The organism is Ensifer sp. NM-2 (assembly GCF_003024455.1).
GTDB classification, from domain to species: Bacteria; Pseudomonadota; Alphaproteobacteria; order Rhizobiales; family Rhizobiaceae; genus Ensifer; species Ensifer canadensis.
The window spans coordinates 593669-612712 of sequence record NZ_PVZR01000001.1 but is presented as its reverse complement, the minus strand read 5'-3'; the positions used below and the strand labels follow the sequence as shown (position 1 = coordinate 612712).

20 protein-coding genes are annotated in these 19044 nt (G+C 61.1%); 2 read left to right on the top strand and 18 right to left on the bottom strand.

The features are described 5' to 3' along the window. Positions 1-41 precede the first annotated feature (41 nt). Positions 42-941, bottom strand: coding sequence for a bifunctional methylenetetrahydrofolate dehydrogenase/methenyltetrahydrofolate cyclohydrolase FolD (gene folD, locus C6558_RS03050; protein WP_025425958.1), 900 nt, complete (start codon positions 939-941; stop codon positions 42-44). 197 nt (positions 942-1138) lie between these two features. Further along, positions 1139-3160: a GumC family protein gene (locus C6558_RS03045; RefSeq protein ID WP_025425957.1), complete on the bottom strand. Its 2022-nt coding sequence runs from the start codon at positions 3158-3160 to the stop codon at positions 1139-1141. Positions 3161-3394: 234 nt separating this feature from the next. Here C6558_RS03045 and C6558_RS03040 point away from each other — a divergent pair, with 234 nt between their 5' ends. Next, positions 3395-4597, top strand: a complete 1203-nt coding sequence (locus tag C6558_RS03040) for a lipopolysaccharide biosynthesis protein (protein WP_225906256.1) — start codon at positions 3395-3397, stop codon at positions 4595-4597. On the opposite strand, the gene C6558_RS03035 is transcribed toward C6558_RS03040, so the two are convergent. Genes C6558_RS03035 through C6558_RS03025 form a run of 3 tightly spaced genes read right to left on the bottom strand, consistent with a single transcriptional unit; the run spans position 4541 to position 7514 of the window. Next, positions 4541-5488 carry a DUF6492 family protein gene (locus C6558_RS03035; protein ID WP_025425955.1) on the bottom strand — a complete coding sequence of 316 codons (948 nt, stop codon included), beginning with the start codon at positions 5486-5488 and terminating at the stop codon, positions 4541-4543. The genes C6558_RS03040 and C6558_RS03035 overlap by 57 nt on opposite strands. Then, positions 5482-6297: a WecB/TagA/CpsF family glycosyltransferase gene (locus tag C6558_RS03030; RefSeq protein ID WP_239637564.1), complete on the bottom strand. Its 816-nt coding sequence runs from the start codon at positions 6295-6297 to the stop codon at positions 5482-5484. Before C6558_RS03030 ends, C6558_RS03035 begins: the two co-directional genes overlap by 7 nt. Further along, positions 6294-7514 carry a glycosyltransferase family 4 protein gene (locus tag C6558_RS03025; RefSeq protein WP_025425953.1) on the bottom strand — a complete coding sequence of 407 codons (1221 nt, stop codon included), beginning with the start codon at positions 7512-7514 and terminating at the stop codon, positions 6294-6296. Before C6558_RS03025 ends, C6558_RS03030 begins: the two co-directional genes overlap by 4 nt. Before the next feature lie 159 nt (positions 7515-7673). Here C6558_RS03025 and C6558_RS03020 point away from each other — a divergent pair, with 159 nt between their 5' ends. Further along, entirely contained in the window at positions 7674-8663 is a 990-nt protein-coding gene (locus C6558_RS03020) for a glycosyltransferase family 2 protein (protein ID WP_025425952.1), read from the top strand. Positions 8664-8680: 17 nt separating this feature from the next. Here C6558_RS03020 and C6558_RS03015 read toward each other — a convergent pair whose 3' ends face one another. From C6558_RS03015 to C6558_RS02955, 13 genes are all read right to left on the bottom strand, one after another. Then, positions 8681-9244 carry a hypothetical protein gene (locus C6558_RS03015; protein WP_025425951.1) on the bottom strand — a complete coding sequence of 188 codons (564 nt, stop codon included), beginning with the start codon at positions 9242-9244 and terminating at the stop codon, positions 8681-8683. Beyond that, complete coding sequence (locus C6558_RS03010; RefSeq protein ID WP_025425950.1) at positions 9245-9613, bottom strand: hypothetical protein; 369 nt, start codon at positions 9611-9613, stop codon at positions 9245-9247. Positions 9614-9627: 14 nt separating this feature from the next. Beyond that, on the bottom strand, positions 9628-10179 hold the full coding sequence (locus C6558_RS03005; protein ID WP_025425949.1) for a rod-binding protein: 552 nt from the start codon (positions 10177-10179) through the stop codon (positions 9628-9630). A 116-nt stretch (positions 10180-10295) separates the two neighbouring features. Beyond that, positions 10296-10709 carry a hypothetical protein gene (locus tag C6558_RS03000; RefSeq protein WP_025425948.1) on the bottom strand — a complete coding sequence of 138 codons (414 nt, stop codon included), beginning with the start codon at positions 10707-10709 and terminating at the stop codon, positions 10296-10298. 4 nt (positions 10710-10713) lie between these two features. Then, positions 10714-11466, bottom strand: coding sequence for a flagellar biosynthetic protein FliR (fliR, locus tag C6558_RS02995; protein WP_025425947.1), 753 nt, complete (start codon positions 11464-11466; stop codon positions 10714-10716). Further along, positions 11463-13550 carry a flagellar biosynthesis protein FlhA gene (flhA, locus tag C6558_RS02990; RefSeq protein WP_025425946.1) on the bottom strand — a complete coding sequence of 696 codons (2088 nt, stop codon included), beginning with the start codon at positions 13548-13550 and terminating at the stop codon, positions 11463-11465. Before flhA ends, fliR begins: the two co-directional genes overlap by 4 nt. 220 nt (positions 13551-13770) lie before the next feature. Next, positions 13771-14037, bottom strand: coding sequence for a flagellar biosynthesis protein FliQ (gene fliQ, locus C6558_RS02985; RefSeq protein WP_025425945.1), 267 nt, complete (start codon positions 14035-14037; stop codon positions 13771-13773). 7 nt (positions 14038-14044) lie between these two features. Beyond that, a complete protein-coding gene (gene flgD / locus C6558_RS02980; protein ID WP_025425944.1) occupies positions 14045-14455 on the bottom strand; it encodes a flagellar hook assembly protein FlgD in 411 nt (136 codons plus the stop codon). Further along, the gene (gene flbT / locus C6558_RS02975) at positions 14446-14895 is read right to left on the bottom strand and encodes a flagellar biosynthesis repressor FlbT (protein ID WP_025425943.1); all 450 of its coding nucleotides are present in this window, start codon (positions 14893-14895) and stop codon (positions 14446-14448) included. The genes flgD and flbT overlap by 10 nt, the downstream gene beginning before the upstream one ends. Next, on the bottom strand, positions 14892-15239 hold the full coding sequence (gene flaF, locus C6558_RS02970) for a flagellar biosynthesis regulator FlaF (RefSeq protein ID WP_025425942.1): 348 nt from the start codon (positions 15237-15239) through the stop codon (positions 14892-14894). Before flaF ends, flbT begins: the two co-directional genes overlap by 4 nt. 35 nt (positions 15240-15274) lie before the next feature. Beyond that, on the bottom strand, positions 15275-16327 hold the full coding sequence (locus C6558_RS02965; protein ID WP_025425941.1) for a flagellar hook-associated family protein: 1053 nt from the start codon (positions 16325-16327) through the stop codon (positions 15275-15277). A gap of 2 nt (positions 16328-16329) precedes the next feature. Beyond that, entirely contained in the window at positions 16330-17745 is a 1416-nt protein-coding gene (gene flgK, locus C6558_RS02960; protein WP_057212492.1) for a flagellar hook-associated protein FlgK, read from the bottom strand. A gap of 23 nt (positions 17746-17768) precedes the next feature. Next, positions 17769-19001, bottom strand: a complete 1233-nt coding sequence (locus tag C6558_RS02955) for a flagellar hook protein FlgE (protein ID WP_025425939.1) — start codon at positions 18999-19001, stop codon at positions 17769-17771. Between the last annotated feature and the right edge of the window lie 43 nt (positions 19002-19044).

Genomic DNA, 19044 nt, shown 5'->3' with positions numbered 1-19044 from the left:
AGGCGGCGCGTCAGATATCGACGGATACCAATTTGCGCTGATCAGAAGCGCGGCGGCTTGCGACCCGCCTTGCGATAGGCAGCGATGACGGTGTTTGCCATCAGCATGGCGATGGTCATCGGACCGACGCCGCCCGGTACCGGCGTGATGACGCCCGCGACCTTTTCCACTTCGGAAAATGCAACGTCACCGACGAGCTTGGATTTGCCTTCGCCCTTTTCCGGCGCGGACACGCGATTGATGCCGACATCGATGACGGTGGCGCCGGGCTTGACCCAATCCGCCTTGACCATTTCCGCACGACCGACAGCCGCCACGAGAATATCGGCATTGCGGCAGACTGCCGGCAGATCCCTGGTGCGCGAATGGGCCGTCGTTACGGTCGCATTGGCGGCAAGAAGCAGGGCCGCCATCGGTTTGCCGAAAAGGTTCGAGCGGCCGATAACCACCGCATTCAGGCCCGAAAGGTCTTCGCCATGGGTCTGGCGCACGAATACCATCGCGCCGGCGGGCGTGCAGGAAACCAGACCGCCTTCGAGATCGCCGGTCGCAAGCTTGCCGGCGTTGACGACGTGCAGGCCGTCCACGTCCTTTTCCGGCAGGATCGACTGGATGATCGGTTCGGAGTTCAGATGCTTCGGTAGCGGCAGCTGGACCAGAATGCCGTGGATGGCGGCGTCCGCATTGAGCTTGGCAACCAACGCCGCCAGATCTTCCTGGGTCGTTTCTTCAGGCAAGGTGTGCTGGACCGACTGAAAACCGCATTCCTTGGCCATCTTGCTCTTCGAAGAGACATAGGCATGGCTTGCCGGATCATTGCCGACGATCACGACCGCGAGACCGGGGCGCACGCCCGCATCAGTTTCGAGCGCCTGTGTCGCGGATTTCACGGCCTCGATAACCGAAGCGGCAACCTGCTTGCCATCAATCACAGTCGTCACGGCATTCCTCCTGGCTTCCTGTTCGCGGGACACTCTAATTCGCCTCGGGAAAGGCGATTGCCTCAAAGCGCCCTATGCTGTCCCAAACGCATAAATGCAAGGGGTCGGCATGGCCAGATGCACGTTTGCAGCGCAGGCCGCGACATTTCCTCTCATCACTGAAAGGCTGCCTGCTCGTTCTTCGCAGATGCTGAGGTTCAGCGACGCGCGACCTTCTGGCGGGAGTAGCTCTCGACGCGCGACCTGAGCGCGCGAAGATCGTCCTGCACCTTAGCGATGCCGAGATCGTCCTCGGGCTCGATAGCCAGGGGCGACGGCCTTGTCGGGGAAGCCTGGCTTGCCAGCTCGCGCGAAGCGAGATAGGCGGCAGCCAGCGACTGCGCATGGTGGGCTGCTGGCGAGAATGGCGGCGGCAGATCCGGTTCGCGCGCCTTCATTTCTTGCTCATTGCGCGCGCCAGGCCCTGGTTCCGGGTCGGTGCCCGGCTCTGGCGGATCCGGGTCGACAGTCTCCGGCGGCGCACCCCTCGGGCCGACAAACAACCCGTTCAGGCTGCGATAGATGCCGAGCAGGATACCGAGACCGAAACCGGCGAAAAAGCCCGCAAGCGTTGCGCCGATGACGATGATCTTGCGCGACGGCCCCTTGGGCTGCAACGCAGGCTCCGCCCGCGAAACGACGCGGATGTTCTTGGCCGTCAGCTTTTCTTCCTCGCGCGTTTCGCTGGCGCGCTTCAGGAAGGACTCGTAGATTTCGCGGGTCGCGGCAGCATTTCGCTCCAGTTCGCGCAGCTCGACCATCTCGCCGGACGAATTGATCTGGCGGGCCTTCTGCGCTGCGAACTGCCGGACCAGATCCCGCTCCGCACTCTCGGCACGATCGAGTTCGGTCTGGGCGGTGGCCGCAATGCGCCGCAGCTCATTGGCGATCTCGGCGCGGGAGGATTCAAGCGACTGTACGGCGGCAATGCGCTGCGGGTGACGGGGACCGAGGCTTGCATCGAGCGAGCTCAACTGCGCCCTGGTCGCCGCATATTGCTTGCGCAGCTCGGCGAGCGCCATCGAGCTGACTTCCTCCGGAAAGGCGCCGGTCAGCACGTCATCGAGCCGGACCTTGCCGGACACGTCGGCCTTCGCCTTTGCTTCGGCGATCCGGTTGCGCGCAGCAGCGACCTGATCGCTGAGGCTGAGCAGTTGTTTGTCGGCGATCAGCTCGCCGCCGGCGCCGACGATATCGTTGCGCGCCTTGTATTCCTCGATCGCCTTTTCAGCGGTATCGAGTTCGGCCTTGAGTTCGGAGATACGCTGATCGAGCGCCGCGGTGGTCTTCTGGAAGAAGCCGGACTGTGCCGCCGTCTCCTCGCCCAGAAAGGTTTCGACCAGGCGGTTGACGATCAGCGCCGATCTCTCCGGGCTTCGGCTCTGCGCTTCGACGATGACGATGAAGGTCTTGGGATCGCGCCAGACGCGGATGGCGTCGCTCAGTTTCTGCAGGGTGCGCGGCGAGACTTCGCCTTCCGCCGCGCCAGTTCCTGAAAACTCGGCATCGTTCTGCAGATCGAGATCACGTGCGACCTTCTCCATCACGGTGCGCGAGCGCAGAACCTCGAGCTGGCTGTCGACAAGCGCAAGAATGGCTTCCGTCGCCAGCGACTGCTTGGAGAGATCGGAATCCGTCAGCCGCACCTCGCGCGGGTCGATATAGAGCCTGCTCTCCGAGAGATAGATGCTGGGTGTCGACAGGGCGATCGCGACGCCGGCGACGGCGCCGAGTATCGTCGTGGCGGCAATGACGAAACGAACCTGCCAGACGGAGCGAAGCACGGCCTTGATGTCGACGAGCGGTCTGTCACCGGGTGGCAGCAATGCATCTCCACCCGAACCGTCGGAGGCGTCGTCCGCATCCCGACCGGCCAGCCACCGGGCAATCTTGCCGTCCGCACCGCCAAGGCCACGCTGCGGCCGAGTAGCCGGACCGCTCAGTGCCGACGGTATCTTGGGTTGGGGTGTCGCGCGAGCTGCATGCCGCGACGCGGCATAGCCCGGCTGTGTAGCCGCTTGATCGGCCTCGACAAAGCGGTCGAGCAACGACGAGCCGGCGGATCCTCGGCCTTTGGCGTCGGGCTTTTGCGCGCGCGCCGAGACCCGCGGGCCCCCTGCTGCGATATCGAGCAACGATGCACGCGGAACCGGGCGTTTTTCGTCGTCGACGTTGAACATGACTTATCCCGCGGCTGCCGAGATGGCGAATTCCGAATAGTGAATTCAACCTAAGGAAACAGGGAAAACAAATGGTTAATTTTGGAGAAAGAACCAACCCCAGAAACGGGCGATCTCACGCCTTATTAAGCTTTCCCGCCTATGACGGGAGAGACTCCTGGAAGTTCGATCGTGCACCACCGCATCAAAGCGCTTTATCTTCGCCACAGGGCGCTTGTTCACGCCTATCTCTCGATGACGGGGGGTTCGGCGGGGCGGCTCGTGTTGTCGCTTGCGTATTTTATCGCTGTTGCCAACACGCTTTCCATCGCCGATTTCGGTCTCTTTGCCACGGCGTCCGCCGCCGGCATCATGATCTCGCGCGCACTTGCCTTCGGCTTCATGTCGCCGCTCTACCGCGTGGCGACGGTGAAACCGCTGCTGGTGGGTACCTATAGCGCCGGGTTTCTCGTCGGCGCGCTGCTTTCCCTGCCGGTGATCGCACTGATCTGCGTCGGCACCTTCATCGCGCTTTTTTCACGCGACATGTCGGCCGGCACCTTTGCGGCCTTCATGGCGGCCGAGATCATCTGTTGGCGCGGGCTCGAAACGGCGGTCATCGTTCTCAACGGCCTCGGCCGCTTCGGCCGCGGCGCTCTGCTCGTGGTCATCGCCACGGCAATCCGCACGGCGGCGGCGCTGCTGTTTGCGCTGCTTCAGGTCAACACGCTTGGCGCCTGGTCGCAGTTCTATCTCGCCGCCAACGCCATCAGCCTCGTCATCGCTCTCGTACTGTTTTACCCAAGGGTGCGTCTTCGCTGGCAGCCCCGGCTCTACTTCCGCCGCTGGGGCGATTCGGTCTCGGTCGCAGGCGCCGAAATCCTCTTCTACATTCAGTCGGAGTTTGACAAGATCGCCGTGCTGGCGATCGGCGGCCCGGCCGTATCCGGCATCTATGCGATCCTGATGCGGCTTGCCGATCTGACCGCCCTGCCGGTGCGCTCGTTCAACACGCTGCTCGTCCAGCGGATCATGCGCACACCCGATGCGATCGCCCGCTGGCCCGTTCGCCTATCGATCGAGTTTGCCGTGGCTGCCGCCTCGTTTGTCGCCATCGCTGCAATGGCCGTTTATCTTTACGTTTTCCCGAACGGTCTGGGCCATAACGTTTCGGCTGCAGCACCGATCGTGGCGATGATCCTGCTGGTACCATCGTTCCGCAATCTGATCGAGTATCATTCGGAACTGCTCTATGCGACCGGCCGCACCGTGCGGCGCATGGCCAACCTGCTGGTCGCGGGCGTGGTGAAAGTGGGGTTGCTTGCGATGCTGCTGACGACGACCACGGATGTTGCCGAGTGGGCGCCATCGCTCAACCTGATCTTCCTGGTTTTGTATTTGCTATCCTTCGGCCTGACCTATACCGCGCTGAGCAAGCCGGCCAACCGGGTCATCTGACGCGAGTTCGACCACGGCCTTGCGGATATCGTCGAGATCGTGGCCGACGAACGACTGGACGCCGATGCCGATCTGGTGCGGGGCCATATCCCTTAGGAAATCCCTGAGGCCGGCAATGCCCTGCCGATAACTGTCGTCGAACCAGAGCACGTGGCAAAGTGCATCGGATGAGGGCTTGTGCCCCTGCCCGCCCATAACCTCGTCGACGAAGCGGCCATAGATCGTGCATTCGGAAAAGGCGCGTGTTTTTGTCACCGCTCGAACCCAGTTGCGGCCATGCAGCGCTTCGACATGGTCGACGAGCTTGCGGCATGTGTCGTTGCGCCAGGCGATCAACGTATTGATGTAATCGTTGGCCGGCAGCGCATAGGGGCCGATACCGAGAAGCCGATCGGAATGCGCAAGCCATGCCAGATGATTGGAGCGCATATTTGCGTCAATCGCCGCATCCTTGCGGTAAAGCGTCAGTCGGCCGTCCCGCCAGAGTGTGGCGGGGTCGAAGTCGCGAAGGAAGACGACATCGGAATCGACCGCGAACATCGCCGCCTCATCGATATGGCGGGCAAGCGCCAGACGTCGAAGCTGCTGAACGTGCCAGCCGCGCAGTGGTAGGCCAAAGGGGCTCAGCCAGATCTTGCGGCGCCCGCCCGAGAGCGGGTCGGTGACGGGACGCAGCCACCAGGGCAGAAGATCGCGCTCGTCGATGACCTGCCGCCGCGATCCTTCGAGCTGCCGGAAAAGCGTGACGTCGAAATCGGCGACGAGCAGATAGTGCACCCAATCGCCCTGCAGCCGCCGATCCATGCTTTCGCACATCAGGCGGCAGCGCTCGAAATCATTGGCGTAGGACGCAGTGACAACAGCGGTTCGCCTGGAGGGCTCGGTCAGCATTTTCGCGCTCCGAGGCTGGAGTTGCCGACGCTTTTTCGAGCGCGGCCCGTCAGCTTGTGCAGGAATACACGCAGCAGGAACAGCGGGTTGCCGAGGACATAGCGGCGCCACATGCGCTTCGGCTCAAGAGCCAGCCGGTAGAACCATTCGAGCCGCAGCTTGCGCAGAAGCTTCGGCGCACGCGGGAACTCCTGAGCGACGAAATCGAACAATGCGCCGACGGTGATCACCAGCCGTGCATCCTGCGGGCCGACATAGGTATCGACCCATTTCTCCTGCATCGGGCTGCCCATTGCCACGAGAAGAATATCGGCTCTCAGAGCCCGCACGTCGGCGAGCAGTTCGCGCGACCGGCTGCGATCGAAGAAACCGTCCGAAACAGGCAGGAATTCGTGCCAAGGCGCGTGTTTGCGAAAGTTCTCGGCCGCGCGCGCCAATACGTCCGGCCGCGCGCCGATCATCGCGATCCGCATCGGCCGATCGAGGTAGGTCAGCAAGGCCGGAACGAAATCGGTGCCGTTGAGATTGGCCGGGAACATGCCTCCATGGAACAAATAGGAAGCGATATCGACGCCGTGGCCATCGGGAAATACGATCTGGCGGCGCAGCACATCCCGATATTCGGTGTCCTTCAACATCAGGTTGGCGTTGTTCGCATTGAGAAAGGCAAGACTCACCTGTCCACTGCTGCGAGAAACCGCGTCGTTGGCAAAGGCGAAAGCGCTCGCCCAGCCGAGATCGGCGACCGGCATGCCCAGGATCATGCGCTGCGATACCGCAACGTTCGAGGCGGCGACAGATATGGTCACGACCGGCCTCCGTCGTGGACCTTCAATCGTGGTCGAACCTGGGCGCTTGCGTCATTTGCGGCAAGGCCGGGCAACACATCCAGCATGACCTGCATCATCCTGGCCTTTTGAGTCCGGTGGAACGCTGCGCCGTCCAGGCGCTGCGAAAGGCCGGCGCGCGCGTGGGCGACCTTTTCCACCAGCAGGCGGGCAAACTCCCGGGGATCGTCGGTCGGCGTGCAATTTTCCGGGATCGTCTCGATGCCACGCAACGAAGCCTGCGTGGCAACCGACGGCATGCCGAGCTCGAACGTCTCGATACTTTTCAGCTGTACCCCCGTGCCGCCACGGCTGATCAGCGGCACGACGGCACTGGCCGCAACGAAGGCGCGGGCGTCCGGCACGCGACCAACGAAACGAATGCCCGGATGCGAAACGACAGGCGCTCCATCCAGTTGCCCGGCGATCGCGATCGACATGTCCTGGGGAAGATGGGGCACGACCTGATCCAGGAACCAGTCCAGGCCGAGCCGGTTCGGCCGCCAGCTCCAGGTGCCGATCAAGCCGAGGTCGTGCTGGCGCTGCACATCAGGCACAATCGGCGCGTCCCAGCCGGTAACCAGCGGCAGCACGAATGCCCGGTCGTAAACAGCACGACCGAAACCGAGACGATCCGCCTCGGCGAAGGTCCACAATCCGACGGCATTCTGCGCCAGTTGCTGTTCGTAGCGTTCGAGATACAACGCCTCGCGCCGAAAGAGGAAGCGCTCCAAAAGGCCCTTGGCACGCTCGGCATTTTCCAGGGCGGAATCGGCCTCGACATTGTGAGCGACATAGATCGACGGATAGGACCTGAAAACTTGAGCGAACGCCGCGGGCAGTTGCACGGAATTGAGGACCAGACCGTCGAAGGGTGCAAGCCCGTCGAGGATCGACTGGATCCGGCCCGCCGATACGCCAAGCATCTTGGCTGACGACACCGAGGTGCGATTGAGAAAAGCGGTCGCAAGCCAGCTCAGCTTTTGCAGGCGGCCAGCCTTGGCATTGGTCACTTCCAGTTCGCCAAGCAGGTGCATCTCGCAGTCGGGCGCCGGGCGCCGCCCGGGCTGCAGAAATCCGATGACACTGACCCGATGGCCAAGCGCGAGCAGACCGTCAAGCACCGCACGATTGGCGATATCGAAACCGGAGGCGGGATTGTCTACGGGAACGAGTGAGGAAACCAGGACCAGATGCATTTTGCCACACGTCATGGATGGAGCATTGCGCCTTTCTTTAGCAGCGCGGGGTGAAGGACCGCTTAAAGCATTCATTCAAAAGTCGTTTTGCCGGTTCAGCATCTGTTTAGGAAGATTTGCTTTAGTGCTTGCCAGCAATCCGCTTGCACAGGTTTCACGATGACGTCTATCGGCCAGGATATTTCCGTCTATTTCCGGACCGAGTTGGAAGACGCCGGTGACATCGAACTCGTCGTGGTGCTACCGACCTTTCGGCGCCCGGAACATGTCATCAAGACGCTGAAAACCATTGTTTCCCAACGGCCTGACGTTGCCTTTGCCACGGTCGTCATCGAGAACGACGATGAAGGTCTGGCAGGTGCTGCGGCGGCGAAGGACTTCTTCCTCGGGCACCCGTCCGACTCCATCGTCATCATCGCCCACCAGCGTGGAAACTGCTACGCCTACAACGCCGGCTGGGCGATGGCGCTCGAAACCTATCCCAACCTGCGCGCCATTGCCATCATCGACGACGACGAGATCGCCTCACCCGAATGGCTCGATTGCCTCGTCACGGCACAGCAAGCGACCCAGGCGGACATGGTCGGCGGTCCACAGCTGCCGGTTTTCGAGGATATGAGCGGGCAGAAGTGGAAGCGGCACCCGGTGTTTACGCCCCATTATGAGACGACAGGACCTGTGCCTATCCTGTTTTCTTCGGGTAACGTGCTGGTGACGCGCCGGGTTCTCGACGCCATGCCGCGCCCGTTTCTGGACCCGGCTTTCAACTTCATCGGTGGCGGCGACGCCGACTTCTACAGCCGCAGCAAGGAGAAGGGGTTTTCGTTCGCCTGGACCAAGGAGGCCTGGGTGGCGGAAACGGTGCCGGCACGGCGCACCAACGCATCATGGATCCGTGCGCGAAGCCTCAGAAACGGGGCAATTTCGACGATGCTCGAGCACCGCCGGGATCCGAGCTTTGGCGGACGGGTGAAGACCTTCGGCAAATCGCTTGCGCTGCTTGGCGCCGCTATCCCGCGCGGCATCAAACTATGGAGAAAAACCGGTCTTGCCGCCGCCGGTCTCTACCACTTCTATGTGGCTGTCGGGCGGCTGATGGCGGAGTTCGGCCTGGTCAACGAACAATACCGCAACCCCGAAAAGAACTGAGCGCCGCTGAGTGGCGATCAGTGGGTGCTGGCGTTGATGCTGCCTTCCGGCAACTTGTCGTTGGCGACGTTGCCGTTCTTGTCGACGATGGCGACCGGCTTCTGACGCGGGACGTTCTGGCCGTTGGCCACGCGCTTGACGTCGTCCTTGGTCAGATATTCGAGCTGTTCGACGAGGACCTCGGTGATCACCTCGCCGCCAAGCTTCTTGTTGAGCCCATCCTTGACCGTCGACTTGAAGGTCGGCAGGTCGAACGTGCCTGTGTCGCCGACATCGATGAACCTCGAACCGACCAGCATGTCGTAGAGTTCGTCGGTGACCATCTGGCGAAGCGGCGCGCGCAGATTGTTGATGCCTTCCTTCGTCGCCGAGAAGGAAAGCTTGGTCAGGAAATAGCCCTGTACGGCGCCGTCCTTGATGACGGGAACCGTGATCATTTCTCCCGGAACATATTGCTCCGATGCACGCCGCGTTGCTTCCGCATCCGAGACGACGGGCGCCGAGGCGCTCTGCATCGAATAATAGACGGATCCGAGCGTGACGGCGCAGACCCAAACCCCGGTGAGAACGAGCTTGAGCATTCAGAAATCGCTATAGCGGAACTGCGCTTCGGAATAGATGCCGTCGGCATCTGCATCCTGGGCGGCGGTCTTCAGCAGATCGACGACGGATCGCACTGCGTCGAGGTGGGCTTCGACCTTTTGCGAGTTGATCTCGAGCTTGTCGCGCAGGTGACGGGTCTGCGACGCGAAGGCCGGCGAAAACTCGCCCGGCAGCGTATCGCGGTGCAGCATCGTCAGTTCGTAGAGGCAACGGCTCTTGTGCGCGTTCGACGTCTTGATATCGAACTCCGGATCGACGCCGATACGGCTGTTCTCATTGTCGATGATCATTTCCAGCCGGCCGAGCACGTTCTGGATCCGGACGTCGTTGGATGCCACAGCTTCCATAAATGAACTCCCAATTAAGCTTGTTTGTTTTTATCGTCTTCAGTCGTGTAGCCAGTGAGCGTCTTGCGCTCGTATTCCTGCACGAGGCTTGCGGCCAGGTTTCGGCTGTTGCCATCGAGCGAGGCATTGACACGTTCGCGCGCATCGCCGGCAGCCAACTGGTCGGCAATGCCGATGCCGCCGCTCTTGGAAATGACATCGCCGATCTGCTCGGCCATCATGCTTTTCCAGATGTCGCCGGACGTGCCCTTTCCGAAAACATTCTCGCTGTCGTTCGGAAGCATGGATTTCACGAAATTCTGCAGGATCATCGCTTCGAACTTGCGATAGGTCTCGGGAACCTTCTTCTGCTCGACCCGGTTGTTGATATCGCCGAGGCCGCTCGATCCCTCCGAAGAGTTGAGGACGTTGACGGCGGCGGCGAAACCGTTGCCGTTTTCGGCGAGGCTCGTCGCCTGGAAGGCGGCGCGATTGGCCTTCAGCCGGGCCTGCGCTTCCTGCACCTCGGCCGGATCGGCCGCGCGCACGACGTCCATCACCAGATCGCTGGGCGGAGAGATAGCCATGACAAATCCTCTCGACAACGGCATCGCAGCGACCCCGACCGGGCCGACGCAATCGCGCGTTCAACATCTCGACCGAACGTCCCACCACACGGGGGTGGAGCGTTCCGGATGTCGCACTATCGCCCGTCAACCTTACCGGAAGCTGGCGCTTGGCGGGCAACGTGTTGATCGATCAGGTCATAGATCGAATTGTCGGCCTCTTCCCGGTCTTCCGATTGCCGGGCATCCTTCATGTTTTCCTCGAGCCGGTCGGCCTTGGCCCGCTCCTTCAGCATGCGCGCTTCGTGCGTCTGCTGGATGCCGAACAGCATCTGGTCCTTCTGCACGAGGCGCCCGACCTGCGAGGAATAGTGGCCGGAAAACATGCGATGCATCGGATGGGCCGAGCCCATGGCATCGACGACGACATCAATCGTCTCGGCCAGGGCCTCGCGCTGCCGCACCATCTCGACAAAGTCAGCCTCGGCCATCTGCTCGAGATGCCGTTGGACTGCGACCAGGCGCTTGAGCTTCTGCGACCGCGTCTTCATGTGGCTATCCCCCTTGCATGACCGGCGCAAAGCCGTCGCCGAACAGGCGCAGCATGGCGGCGATACCGAGATAGAGCAGGAACATGCCGCCCATGATCAGATAGGGCTGCGAGATGAAGTAGATCGGGATCTGCGGCGCCAGCTTGTTGACCATGCCGATGGCGACGTTGAACAAAAGGCCATAGATCAGGAAGGGGCTCGCGAGCCTCAGCATGATCATGAAGGTCTGCTCGAGCGAATCCGTCAGGGTGATGAGCACGCCCTGCGGATCGAAGACGCTGCCGACCGGCATGACCCGATAGGACTGGGCGATCGCCTCGAACATCACGTGGTGGAAATCGAGCATGAACAGGATCATCAAGCCGGCAAAACTGATCATGCTGGTGAGCTGGTTTTCCGCCGTGTCTTCGATCACGTCCGACGACGGCGGCGGGCTGAAGCCCATCAGCATCGTTATCGTCGTGCCAGCGAACTGAAGGCCGAGCACATAGTAGCGGGCAACCAGGCCGATGACCGCGCCGACGGCGGTTTCGGCAGCGATCAGGTAGATATAGGTGTGTCCCTTGCCGGTCACCTGCGGATAGATATCGGTCCACATGACGGGTAGGATCGCCATGGAGATGGCGACCGCGATGAACAGCCGGATCTGCATGGGAATGCGCGCGGTCGAGAACCCCGGCATGATCATGATACACGCCCCGATCCGGCAGAATGCCGCAAACAGTGCGAGCACCGTGCCCTCGGGGTCGGTTATCATGAAATAGAGCCGATGATCTTGATCTCGAGGCCCTTGGCAAGCTCGACATGCGAGAGCACGGGCAAAGTGGCAAAAAGACGCTCGATGATCATGCGGACATAAGAACGGGATTCGGGCGAACTTACCAGTACGAAGGGCATGCCGCGATCGAGATGTTCACGGATAACTTTCGTCGCCTGCTCGCTGAACTCTTCGAGATGGCGCGGATCGATGTCGAACTCGACGACTTCACCCTTTGCGTCGCGCTTCAGCGCCTGGTGGAACACCATATCCCATTTGTTGCCGAGGCGCAGGACGCGCAGGACGCCGTTGTCGGCAAGGTCGCCGCACAGCTGCTGCGACATGCGCACACGCACGTGCTCGACGATCTGCTCCGTCTTGCGGACATGCGGCGCGAGTTCGGCCACCGCTTCGAGGATCAGGTGCAGGTTGCGGATCGATACCCGCTCCGCCAAGAGCAGCTTCAAGACTGCCTGCAGGCCGGAATAGGACATGTGCGAAGTGCAGATTTCGTCGGCCAGCTTGCGGTATTCCGGGTCCAGCCGATCGATCAGTACCTTCACATCCTTGTAGGACAAGAGATGCGGCAGGTTGTTGCGGATCACTTCGGACAGATGCGTCAGCACCACCGAGACGTTGTCGATCGGGTGGAAGCCTTCGCGCTTCAGGTCTTCGGTGAATGTCTCGAGGATCGAGACCGCCGGCATGCCGAAGGCGGGCTCACGGATCTCGTCTCCCGGCACGCTCGGACGGCGGCCGCCGCCTGTGACCACCAGAACTTCACCGACACGCACCGTGTTGGAGGCGATCGTCGTGCCGTGGATGCGCACGTGATAGGCCTTGTCCGGGATGCTGATGTCGTCGGAAACCTTGATCTCCGGAATGACGAGACCGTATTGACCGGCGAACTTGCGGCGCATCTTGCCGACGCGGAAGGCCAGTTCCTGGTGCGCGCCGAGCAGTCGGGTCGACACCTGCTTGCCGAGCAGCAATTCGATCTCCGCCGTCTTCAGCACCGATTTGACCGAGTCCGCCTCACCGTCCTTAGCCTGCTGGGCCGTCGCGGCTTCCTCCATCCGGCGCGCCGCATTTTCCGCCTCGATCTGCCGCGGAATGACCCAGCTCAGGAACGCCATGCCGCCGCCAAGGAACGCAAACGGCAGAAACGGCAGTCCCGGAACCAGCGCAAGCAGGATGATCAGACCGGAGGCAACCATCAAAGCGCGGGGATAACCACCGAGCTGCCCGACAACGGCCTGGTCGGTCGAGCCGGCGGTTCCGCCACGCGACACGAGGAGGCCGGCGGCGAGCGAGACGATCAGCGCGGGGATCTGTGAGACCAGACCGTCACCGACGGAAAGCTTGACGAAGACGTCGGCCGCTTCGCCGATCGGCATGTCATGGCGCAGATAGCCGATGATGATGCCGCCAAAAATATTGATCGCGGTGATGATCAGGCCGGCGATCGCATCGCCGCGCACGAACTTCGACGCGCCGTCCATTGCGCCGAAGAACGAGCTTTCCTGCTCCAGTTCGCGACGACGATGCTGCGCTTCCTTTTCGTCGATCAGACCGGCCGAAAGGTCGGCGTCGATCGCCATCTGCTTGCCGGGAATGGCATCGAGGGTGAAGCGCGCGCCGACTTCGGCGATACGCGTCGCACCCTTGGTGATGACGATGAAGTTCACCGTGATCAGGATCAGGAAGACGATCAGACCGATGACGAAATCGCCGGACATGACGAGGCTGGCGAAACCGGAAATGACGCCGCCGGCGGCGCCGTGGCCTTCGTGACCGTGGGAAAGGATGACGCGCGTCGTTGCGATATTCAACGCCAGGCGAACCATGGTCGAAATCAAAAGGATCGTCGGAAAGGACGAGAATTCGAGCGGCCGCTGGATCCACAGCGCCACCATCAGGATCAGGACCGAGAAGGCGATCGAGAAAGCCAGCCCCATGTCGATCAGGAACGGCGGGATCGGCAGGAAGAGAATTGCCAGGATCATGACGATCCCGAGCGCAAAGCCGATGTCCCGGCCCTTTGGTGCTACTTTCGGGATGATCAACGCCGCTTGCTGTGCCATGTCTCTTCCGTCTCTTCATGAGAGGTCGGGCAGCATTCACACGCGCTGCCCCAATCTTAAGACTGGAGATAGAGGCCCAAGCTTGCGCGAAGGTGGTAGCGCGACAGCGCCGCGCGTCAAATATGACGCGCAAAGGACGCTGTATCGCTTTAAACTTGCTGCATAATTTCATTCTTAAATCGGATCCGATTTAAGAATGAAATTATGCCGTAAGGCGCGCTCAGAATCCGGACTGGATTCGGGAGAAGACGATGTCGGTGAAGATCGAGATCTGGGCGCCGATGAAAGGCGCGGAAACAGCGACCGTGATCATCACGGCAAGGATCTTCGGTACGAAGGTCAGGGTCATTTCCTGAACCTGGGTCAGCGCCTGAATGAAGGCGATGACGACGCCGACGATCATCGCGGCGAGAACGGCGGGCCCCGAGGCAACGATCACGGTCCAGATCGCAGCCTGCACGATATCGAGGGCATCCGCCTCATTCATAGGGGTATCACTTTACCTTGACGCCTGGGCCGATAACGAGCTCCTTGCCGTTATCCAGCACTGCAATGATTCCGTCAGAGTATAGTTTGACTTCCTTGACAACGCCAGTGACTGTGCCGTCGGCATTGGTGACAGTCTTGCCGATCACCGCGTCCGCCTCGCTGAGCGACGTGCGCTGCAGCAGGCTTTCGAGATTCTTGTTGGTCTTGATCGTCTGTTCGACCTGCGAGAAGGTCGCGAGCTGCGCGATCTGCTGCGTGGCGTCCATCGGCTGCGTCGGGTCCTGATTCTTCATCTGGGCCACGAGCAGCTTGAGGAAGCTCTCGTAGTTCAGCGACGCCTTGCTGGCGTCGTTGCCAGAGTCGGCACCCGAGACGATCGGGGTGTAGTCATTGTTGCTGACGCCGCTTACCGCCATGGTGCGATCTCCTTGCGAATCTGCTCGACCGTGGCCGGCGTGATTTCCTGCGTGTTGAGGATGCGGTCTTCGATGGCGTAGAGCCCACGGATCGCCTTCAGCGCTTCGAAGGCGCGGCCGTTGGTGACCAGGCCGTCGACCCGCTTCAGTTCGGCCAGGATCTCTTCGTTCTTGAAGCAGTTAAGCAGCATGACGACCGACTTGCGGAACATTGCGGTCGATTGCTCGGCGCCTTCCGGGTTGATCAGGATCATCTGGGCGATGAAGTAGAGCTGCTTCAACGGCGTCGTCGCGTCTTCCGGCTGAAGCACGTGGTTTTCCAGAAGGAAGGTCACGTCATTCAGGAATTCGACGGCGACCTTGCGGTCAACGCGAAGCACCGCGCCGTTTACAAAAATTCTTTCGCCCGACTTCAGCGAGATACGCAGTGTGCTCTTCATTTCAGTCCATCCCTGATGATGGTGGTAATGTCAATTATGCCCTGGAAGTTGGAGGATTCGCGTTTGCGGATCTTTTCCGTCTCGTTGAGTATCCAGATGGCGATCGAAATCAGATTGGCGCGCAGCTCTTCGTTGAGCTGGTTTTCCGGAGCGCGAAGATCCTCGATGAAGCGGATCCAGACGCGCCGGGTGAAATAGATCGCCTCGATGGCTTCTCTCGAATACCCGTTCTGCTGTCTTGCGGCTTCAAGGAGCGCAATCGAGCGATCGAGTACCTGCCGCTCTCGATTCTTGGAGTCGGCAACGCCATCCTCCATGATCTCGGCATAGGAAAATTGGTACATTCAGACATCCTTCATGTTTGTCCGGTCGCCTCTTCTCAGAGGTAGTTGAGCAAGCTCATCTGCTGCAGTCTCGACGTCAGCGCGTAGGATGTATCGAGCTGGGTCTTCAACATATTCACGCGCGTTGCGTTTTCTTCCTGATCGATGCCGTTGACGTCGATGATGTGGGTCTTGATGAGCTTCTCCTGCGCCTCGATCGAAGTCGTCGCCTTCTTGACGCGCGACTCCGAGATACCGAGCGAGCTGCGTTCCCCGTTCAGGCCGGCAATAGCCTGCTCCATGTAGCCGAATGCGGCGTTGTTGAGCGTGTTGCGGACCTGCGAATTGACGTTCTTGTCCATCAGTTCCGACGAGATCACGCTGGCAAGCGCGAACATCCGGAAGCTCTTGGTATTGGCGTTGGTCGAGCTCTCGATGACCTCGCTGGCGCTGATCCGGCTCGTCATGTTCTGGCTCGAGGCATCAGACCAGTTGGCATCCCAATCCGTGCCCATGAACATCGGTTCGAGCTTGGTCGTGATGAAGTCCTGCATCTGTGCCGGCGTGAACTGGCTCATGTCGGTCAGGCTGTTTGTCGACATGTAGCTGCTGAGCGCCGTATCGAATGCGGCCTTGGCCGCAGACGGAGGCACGGAGTTGTAGTCCGCGAGCGGCTTGACGTCTGAGTTGATGCCCGAAAACAGGAACTCACCGTTGAAAGAGGTGTTCGCCGCCGATGTGAAGATCTGAAGCGCGCCATTCACTTCGGACTTCAGGATCTTCATCGCGTCGACGCTGTCGTTGCCCTTGTAGGTCACAAGCGTGTCGCGCACCTTCTCGGCGGCCTTCTGCATCGTCTCAAGCGCGCCCTGGGAGGCGGAAAGCCTCTGCGTGACCACGGCGTTGGTGCCCTTCAGGGAGCCCATCCTGTCCAGCTCGCGCTGCAGATTGAGCGATCGCGACGTCGACGCCCCAAGCGTTAGGCCGATGTCGTAGTGAATGCCGCTCGTGCTTTCCTGGGTGCGTCGCAGCAACTCGGCCTGAGTCTGCTGGATCGTCAGGCGCATGGCGGTCTGAATCGCCAGGTTCGAAACGAAGGATGTCTTCATGATTACCTCACAGCTTCCATAAGGGCCGCCATCATGGCGTCCACGGTGCTGACCAGCTTGGCCGATGCTTTGTAGGATTGTTCGAGATCGAGCAGCAGCGACAGTTCTTCGTCGATGCTGACGCCAGTCTGCTTGCTCAGCGCTTCCGCCGTGCGCGACAGCAGAGCCGACTTGTTGTCGTCGGCTGTCGATGCCGTCTTGCGGAACTGCTCCAACCAGCCGACGGAGCTGGTGGCGAAATTCAGAATGTTGCTGTTGCTGTCGAGGCCGGACGCTGGGTCGAACGCCATGTTCTCACCCATTGCGTTGATGAAGCCGTCCAGCAGGGCGGTATAGCCTGCATTGCCGGTGGGGTTGTTCGACGTACCGTCGAAACCACCGTCGCGCAGCATCAGCGGGTCTGCCTTGGCAAGCGCGTTGACCGTGATCTTCGATGCCATGCCAGGCACGATGCCGACTGGCGGAATACCCGCCGTTCCCCAGGTAAACAGGCCGGGCTGGCCGCCTTCCTGGAACATCGTCACCAGGCCGCGGGCGATTTCGTCGAGCTGCGACTGGAATCTCGGCCCGACGTCGTCGCGCAGCTGTACGAGTGCTGCTAGCTTGCCCTTCGCCGTCGTATCGGCGCCGGTTCCCGCGGCAATCGGCACGCCGTCGACATAGATCTTGTTGCCGACTGTCGTCGCGTCGTAAACGTTTTGCGAGGCGAAGGTGACCGAGCGCGGAATCGTCTCGAACAGCACGGTCCCGTCGGTGGTGAAGATCACAGTGTCGTTGTTGGCGCGCGTCGTCGTCGAAATGCCGACGATCTCGGAGACCTGCTTCAAAATCTTGTCGCGCTGATCGAGCGCGTCGTTCGGGTCCGACCCTTGCGCCGTTGCCGCCTTGACGGCGTTGTTGGCCTTTTCGAATTCCGCCAACAGGCCATTCAGCTTGTCGACCTCCAGCGCGATTTCCTTGTCGGCATTCTCGCGCATGTCCTGGACGGACTTGGAGGCCTTGTTGAGCGAATCCGCCAGGTCCCCGGCATCAGAAACCGCCGTTGCGGCGATCGTCTTGTTGCCAGGGGTCGCGGCAAAGGTCTGAAGGCTGTTGCGGAAATCGGCCAGCAGCTTGGAAGGCGCCGTCTCGTAGCTGTTGCCACCGAGCGCCGACTTCATCAGTTCCAGCCCTTCCCGCAGCCTTGCCTGGCCCGAGGCCTCGCCCATGCCGGCGATGCTCTGTTTGAGCAGCGCCTCGTTCTGGGCACGGTAGATGGATACGACCTGCGCGCCATTCGCCGTGCTTCCGAGCAAAGCAAGCCGACGCGAGTAGTCCGCGTTGCCCGCGTTCGCGATGTTCTTCGACACGATCGCGGTTTGCTGCGCCGTGTTGCTGAAAGCCTGTTGTGCGATGGATATTGCGGAGGACAGCGACATAACGCGGACCGTATCTCTTTCAATTACCGTTTCAGGTTGACCAGAACTTCAAGCAGGTCCGATGCGGTCTGGAACACCTTGGAGTTTGCCGTGTAGTTGCGTTGCGCCTCGATCATCGAGGTCAGCTCGTTGGCGATATCGACGTTGGAGTTCTCGAGCGCCTTGGACTGGATGTTGCCGAACGCACCGGAGCCGGCAAAACCGGTGACGATGACGCCGGAATCGGTGCCCTGCGAGTAGACGTTGCCAGACTGCGGCAAGAGCCTGTCCGGGCTCTGGACGGTGGCAAGCGCGATGCGGAACTTCGGAATGAGGTTACCGTCGCCGTACTTGACGTAGACCACGCCTTCCTTGTCGATCTCGAAGCCCGACATCTTGCTCGGCTTGCTGCCGTCGATGCCGCCGCCGGTGCTGGTGAAATCGCCACCGAGCTGCGACGTCTTTGTCGTGTCGATCGTCAGGGCGCCGAGATTGGCGCCTGTGCCCGGCAGGTTGTTGATAGGCGTCGTCGTCAGCGTGGCGGGCGTGGCCGAAATGCGCTTGCCGGCCGCGTCAAACGTCATGCTCTGCGAGCCGATCACGCCCGTTGCCGGCGGGCCTGCCGTGTATGTCGAACGGTCCCGTATCTCAAGCGACCACTGGTTCACGCCGGTTTTCTTGTAGACGAAGTCGAGGATGCGGGTGTTACCCTGGCTGTCGTAGACGACAAGCGACGTCGGCTTTTCGTCGCCGACGGCAGCACCTGACGGCAGGTTCGCTTCCATCGTGCCCTTGGTCGAGCCCGACGCCACCAGGCCTTCGTCCTTGAGCTTGACTTCCGTCAGGCCGTCGAAGCCGTTGACCACGACCGTCGGGTCGGCGCCAGCCTTGTATTCGTAGCCCATCAGCTTGAAGCCGGCGGTGTTGACGAGGTTGCCGTCCTTATCGGGAACGAAGGAGCCGGCACGGGTCAGGAAATTCTCGCCGCCGTTGCCCTGCACGATGAAGAAGCCGCCGCCGTTGATCGCGAGGTCGCTCGAGGACGTCGTGTAGCTTGTGCCGCCCTGCTGCGAAATGCTGTAGCGCACCTGGGTCTCGACGCCGCCGGAATTGTAGTTGCCGCCGCCCGAAGGCAGGATCATCGATGAGAACTCTGTCGAGGCGCGCTTGTAGCCCGTCGTGTTCGCATTCGCGATGTTTTCGGCGACAGTGCCGAGACGGTTCGACTGAGCGTTCATACCGGAGACGCCCGTTCTCATGCTGCCATAGAGACTCATATCGGATCCTCATTTCCACGTTGCAGCGACACTAGGAAGCGGG

Coding starts and splice junctions, on each gene's coding strand:
- C6558_RS03045 (WP_025425957.1), bottom strand. CDS start 3,160: ATGTTCAACGTCGACGACGAAAAACGCCCGGTTCCGCGTGCATCGTTG.
- C6558_RS03040 (WP_225906256.1), top strand. CDS start 3,395: ATGACGGGGGGTTCGGCGGGGCGGCTCGTGTTGTCGCTTGCGTATTTT.
- C6558_RS03035 (WP_025425955.1), bottom strand. CDS start 5,488: ATGCTGACCGAGCCCTCCAGGCGAACCGCTGTTGTCACTGCGTCCTAC.
- C6558_RS03025 (WP_025425953.1), bottom strand. CDS start 7,514: ATGCATCTGGTCCTGGTTTCCTCACTCGTTCCCGTAGACAATCCCGCC.
- C6558_RS03020 (WP_025425952.1), top strand. CDS start 7,674: ATGACGTCTATCGGCCAGGATATTTCCGTCTATTTCCGGACCGAGTTG.
- C6558_RS03015 (WP_025425951.1), bottom strand. CDS start 9,244: ATGCTCAAGCTCGTTCTCACCGGGGTTTGGGTCTGCGCCGTCACGCTC.
- C6558_RS03010 (WP_025425950.1), bottom strand. CDS start 9,613: ATGGAAGCTGTGGCATCCAACGACGTCCGGATCCAGAACGTGCTCGGC.
- C6558_RS03005 (WP_025425949.1), bottom strand. CDS start 10,179: ATGGCTATCTCTCCGCCCAGCGATCTGGTGATGGACGTCGTGCGCGCG.
- C6558_RS03000 (WP_025425948.1), bottom strand. CDS start 10,709: ATGAAGACGCGGTCGCAGAAGCTCAAGCGCCTGGTCGCAGTCCAACGG.
- fliR (WP_025425947.1), bottom strand. CDS start 11,466: ATGATAACCGACCCCGAGGGCACGGTGCTCGCACTGTTTGCGGCATTC.
- flhA (WP_025425946.1), bottom strand. CDS start 13,550: ATGGCACAGCAAGCGGCGTTGATCATCCCGAAAGTAGCACCAAAGGGC.
- fliQ (WP_025425945.1), bottom strand. CDS start 14,037: ATGAATGAGGCGGATGCCCTCGATATCGTGCAGGCTGCGATCTGGACC.
- flgD (WP_025425944.1), bottom strand. CDS start 14,455: ATGGCGGTAAGCGGCGTCAGCAACAATGACTACACCCCGATCGTCTCG.
- flbT (WP_025425943.1), bottom strand. CDS start 14,895: ATGAAGAGCACACTGCGTATCTCGCTGAAGTCGGGCGAAAGAATTTTT.
- flaF (WP_025425942.1), bottom strand. CDS start 15,239: ATGTACCAATTTTCCTATGCCGAGATCATGGAGGATGGCGTTGCCGAC.
- C6558_RS02965 (WP_025425941.1), bottom strand. CDS start 16,327: ATGAAGACATCCTTCGTTTCGAACCTGGCGATTCAGACCGCCATGCGC.
- flgK (WP_057212492.1), bottom strand. CDS start 17,745: ATGTCGCTGTCCTCCGCAATATCCATCGCACAACAGGCTTTCAGCAAC.
- C6558_RS02955 (WP_025425939.1), bottom strand. CDS start 19,001: ATGAGTCTCTATGGCAGCATGAGAACGGGCGTCTCCGGTATGAACGCT.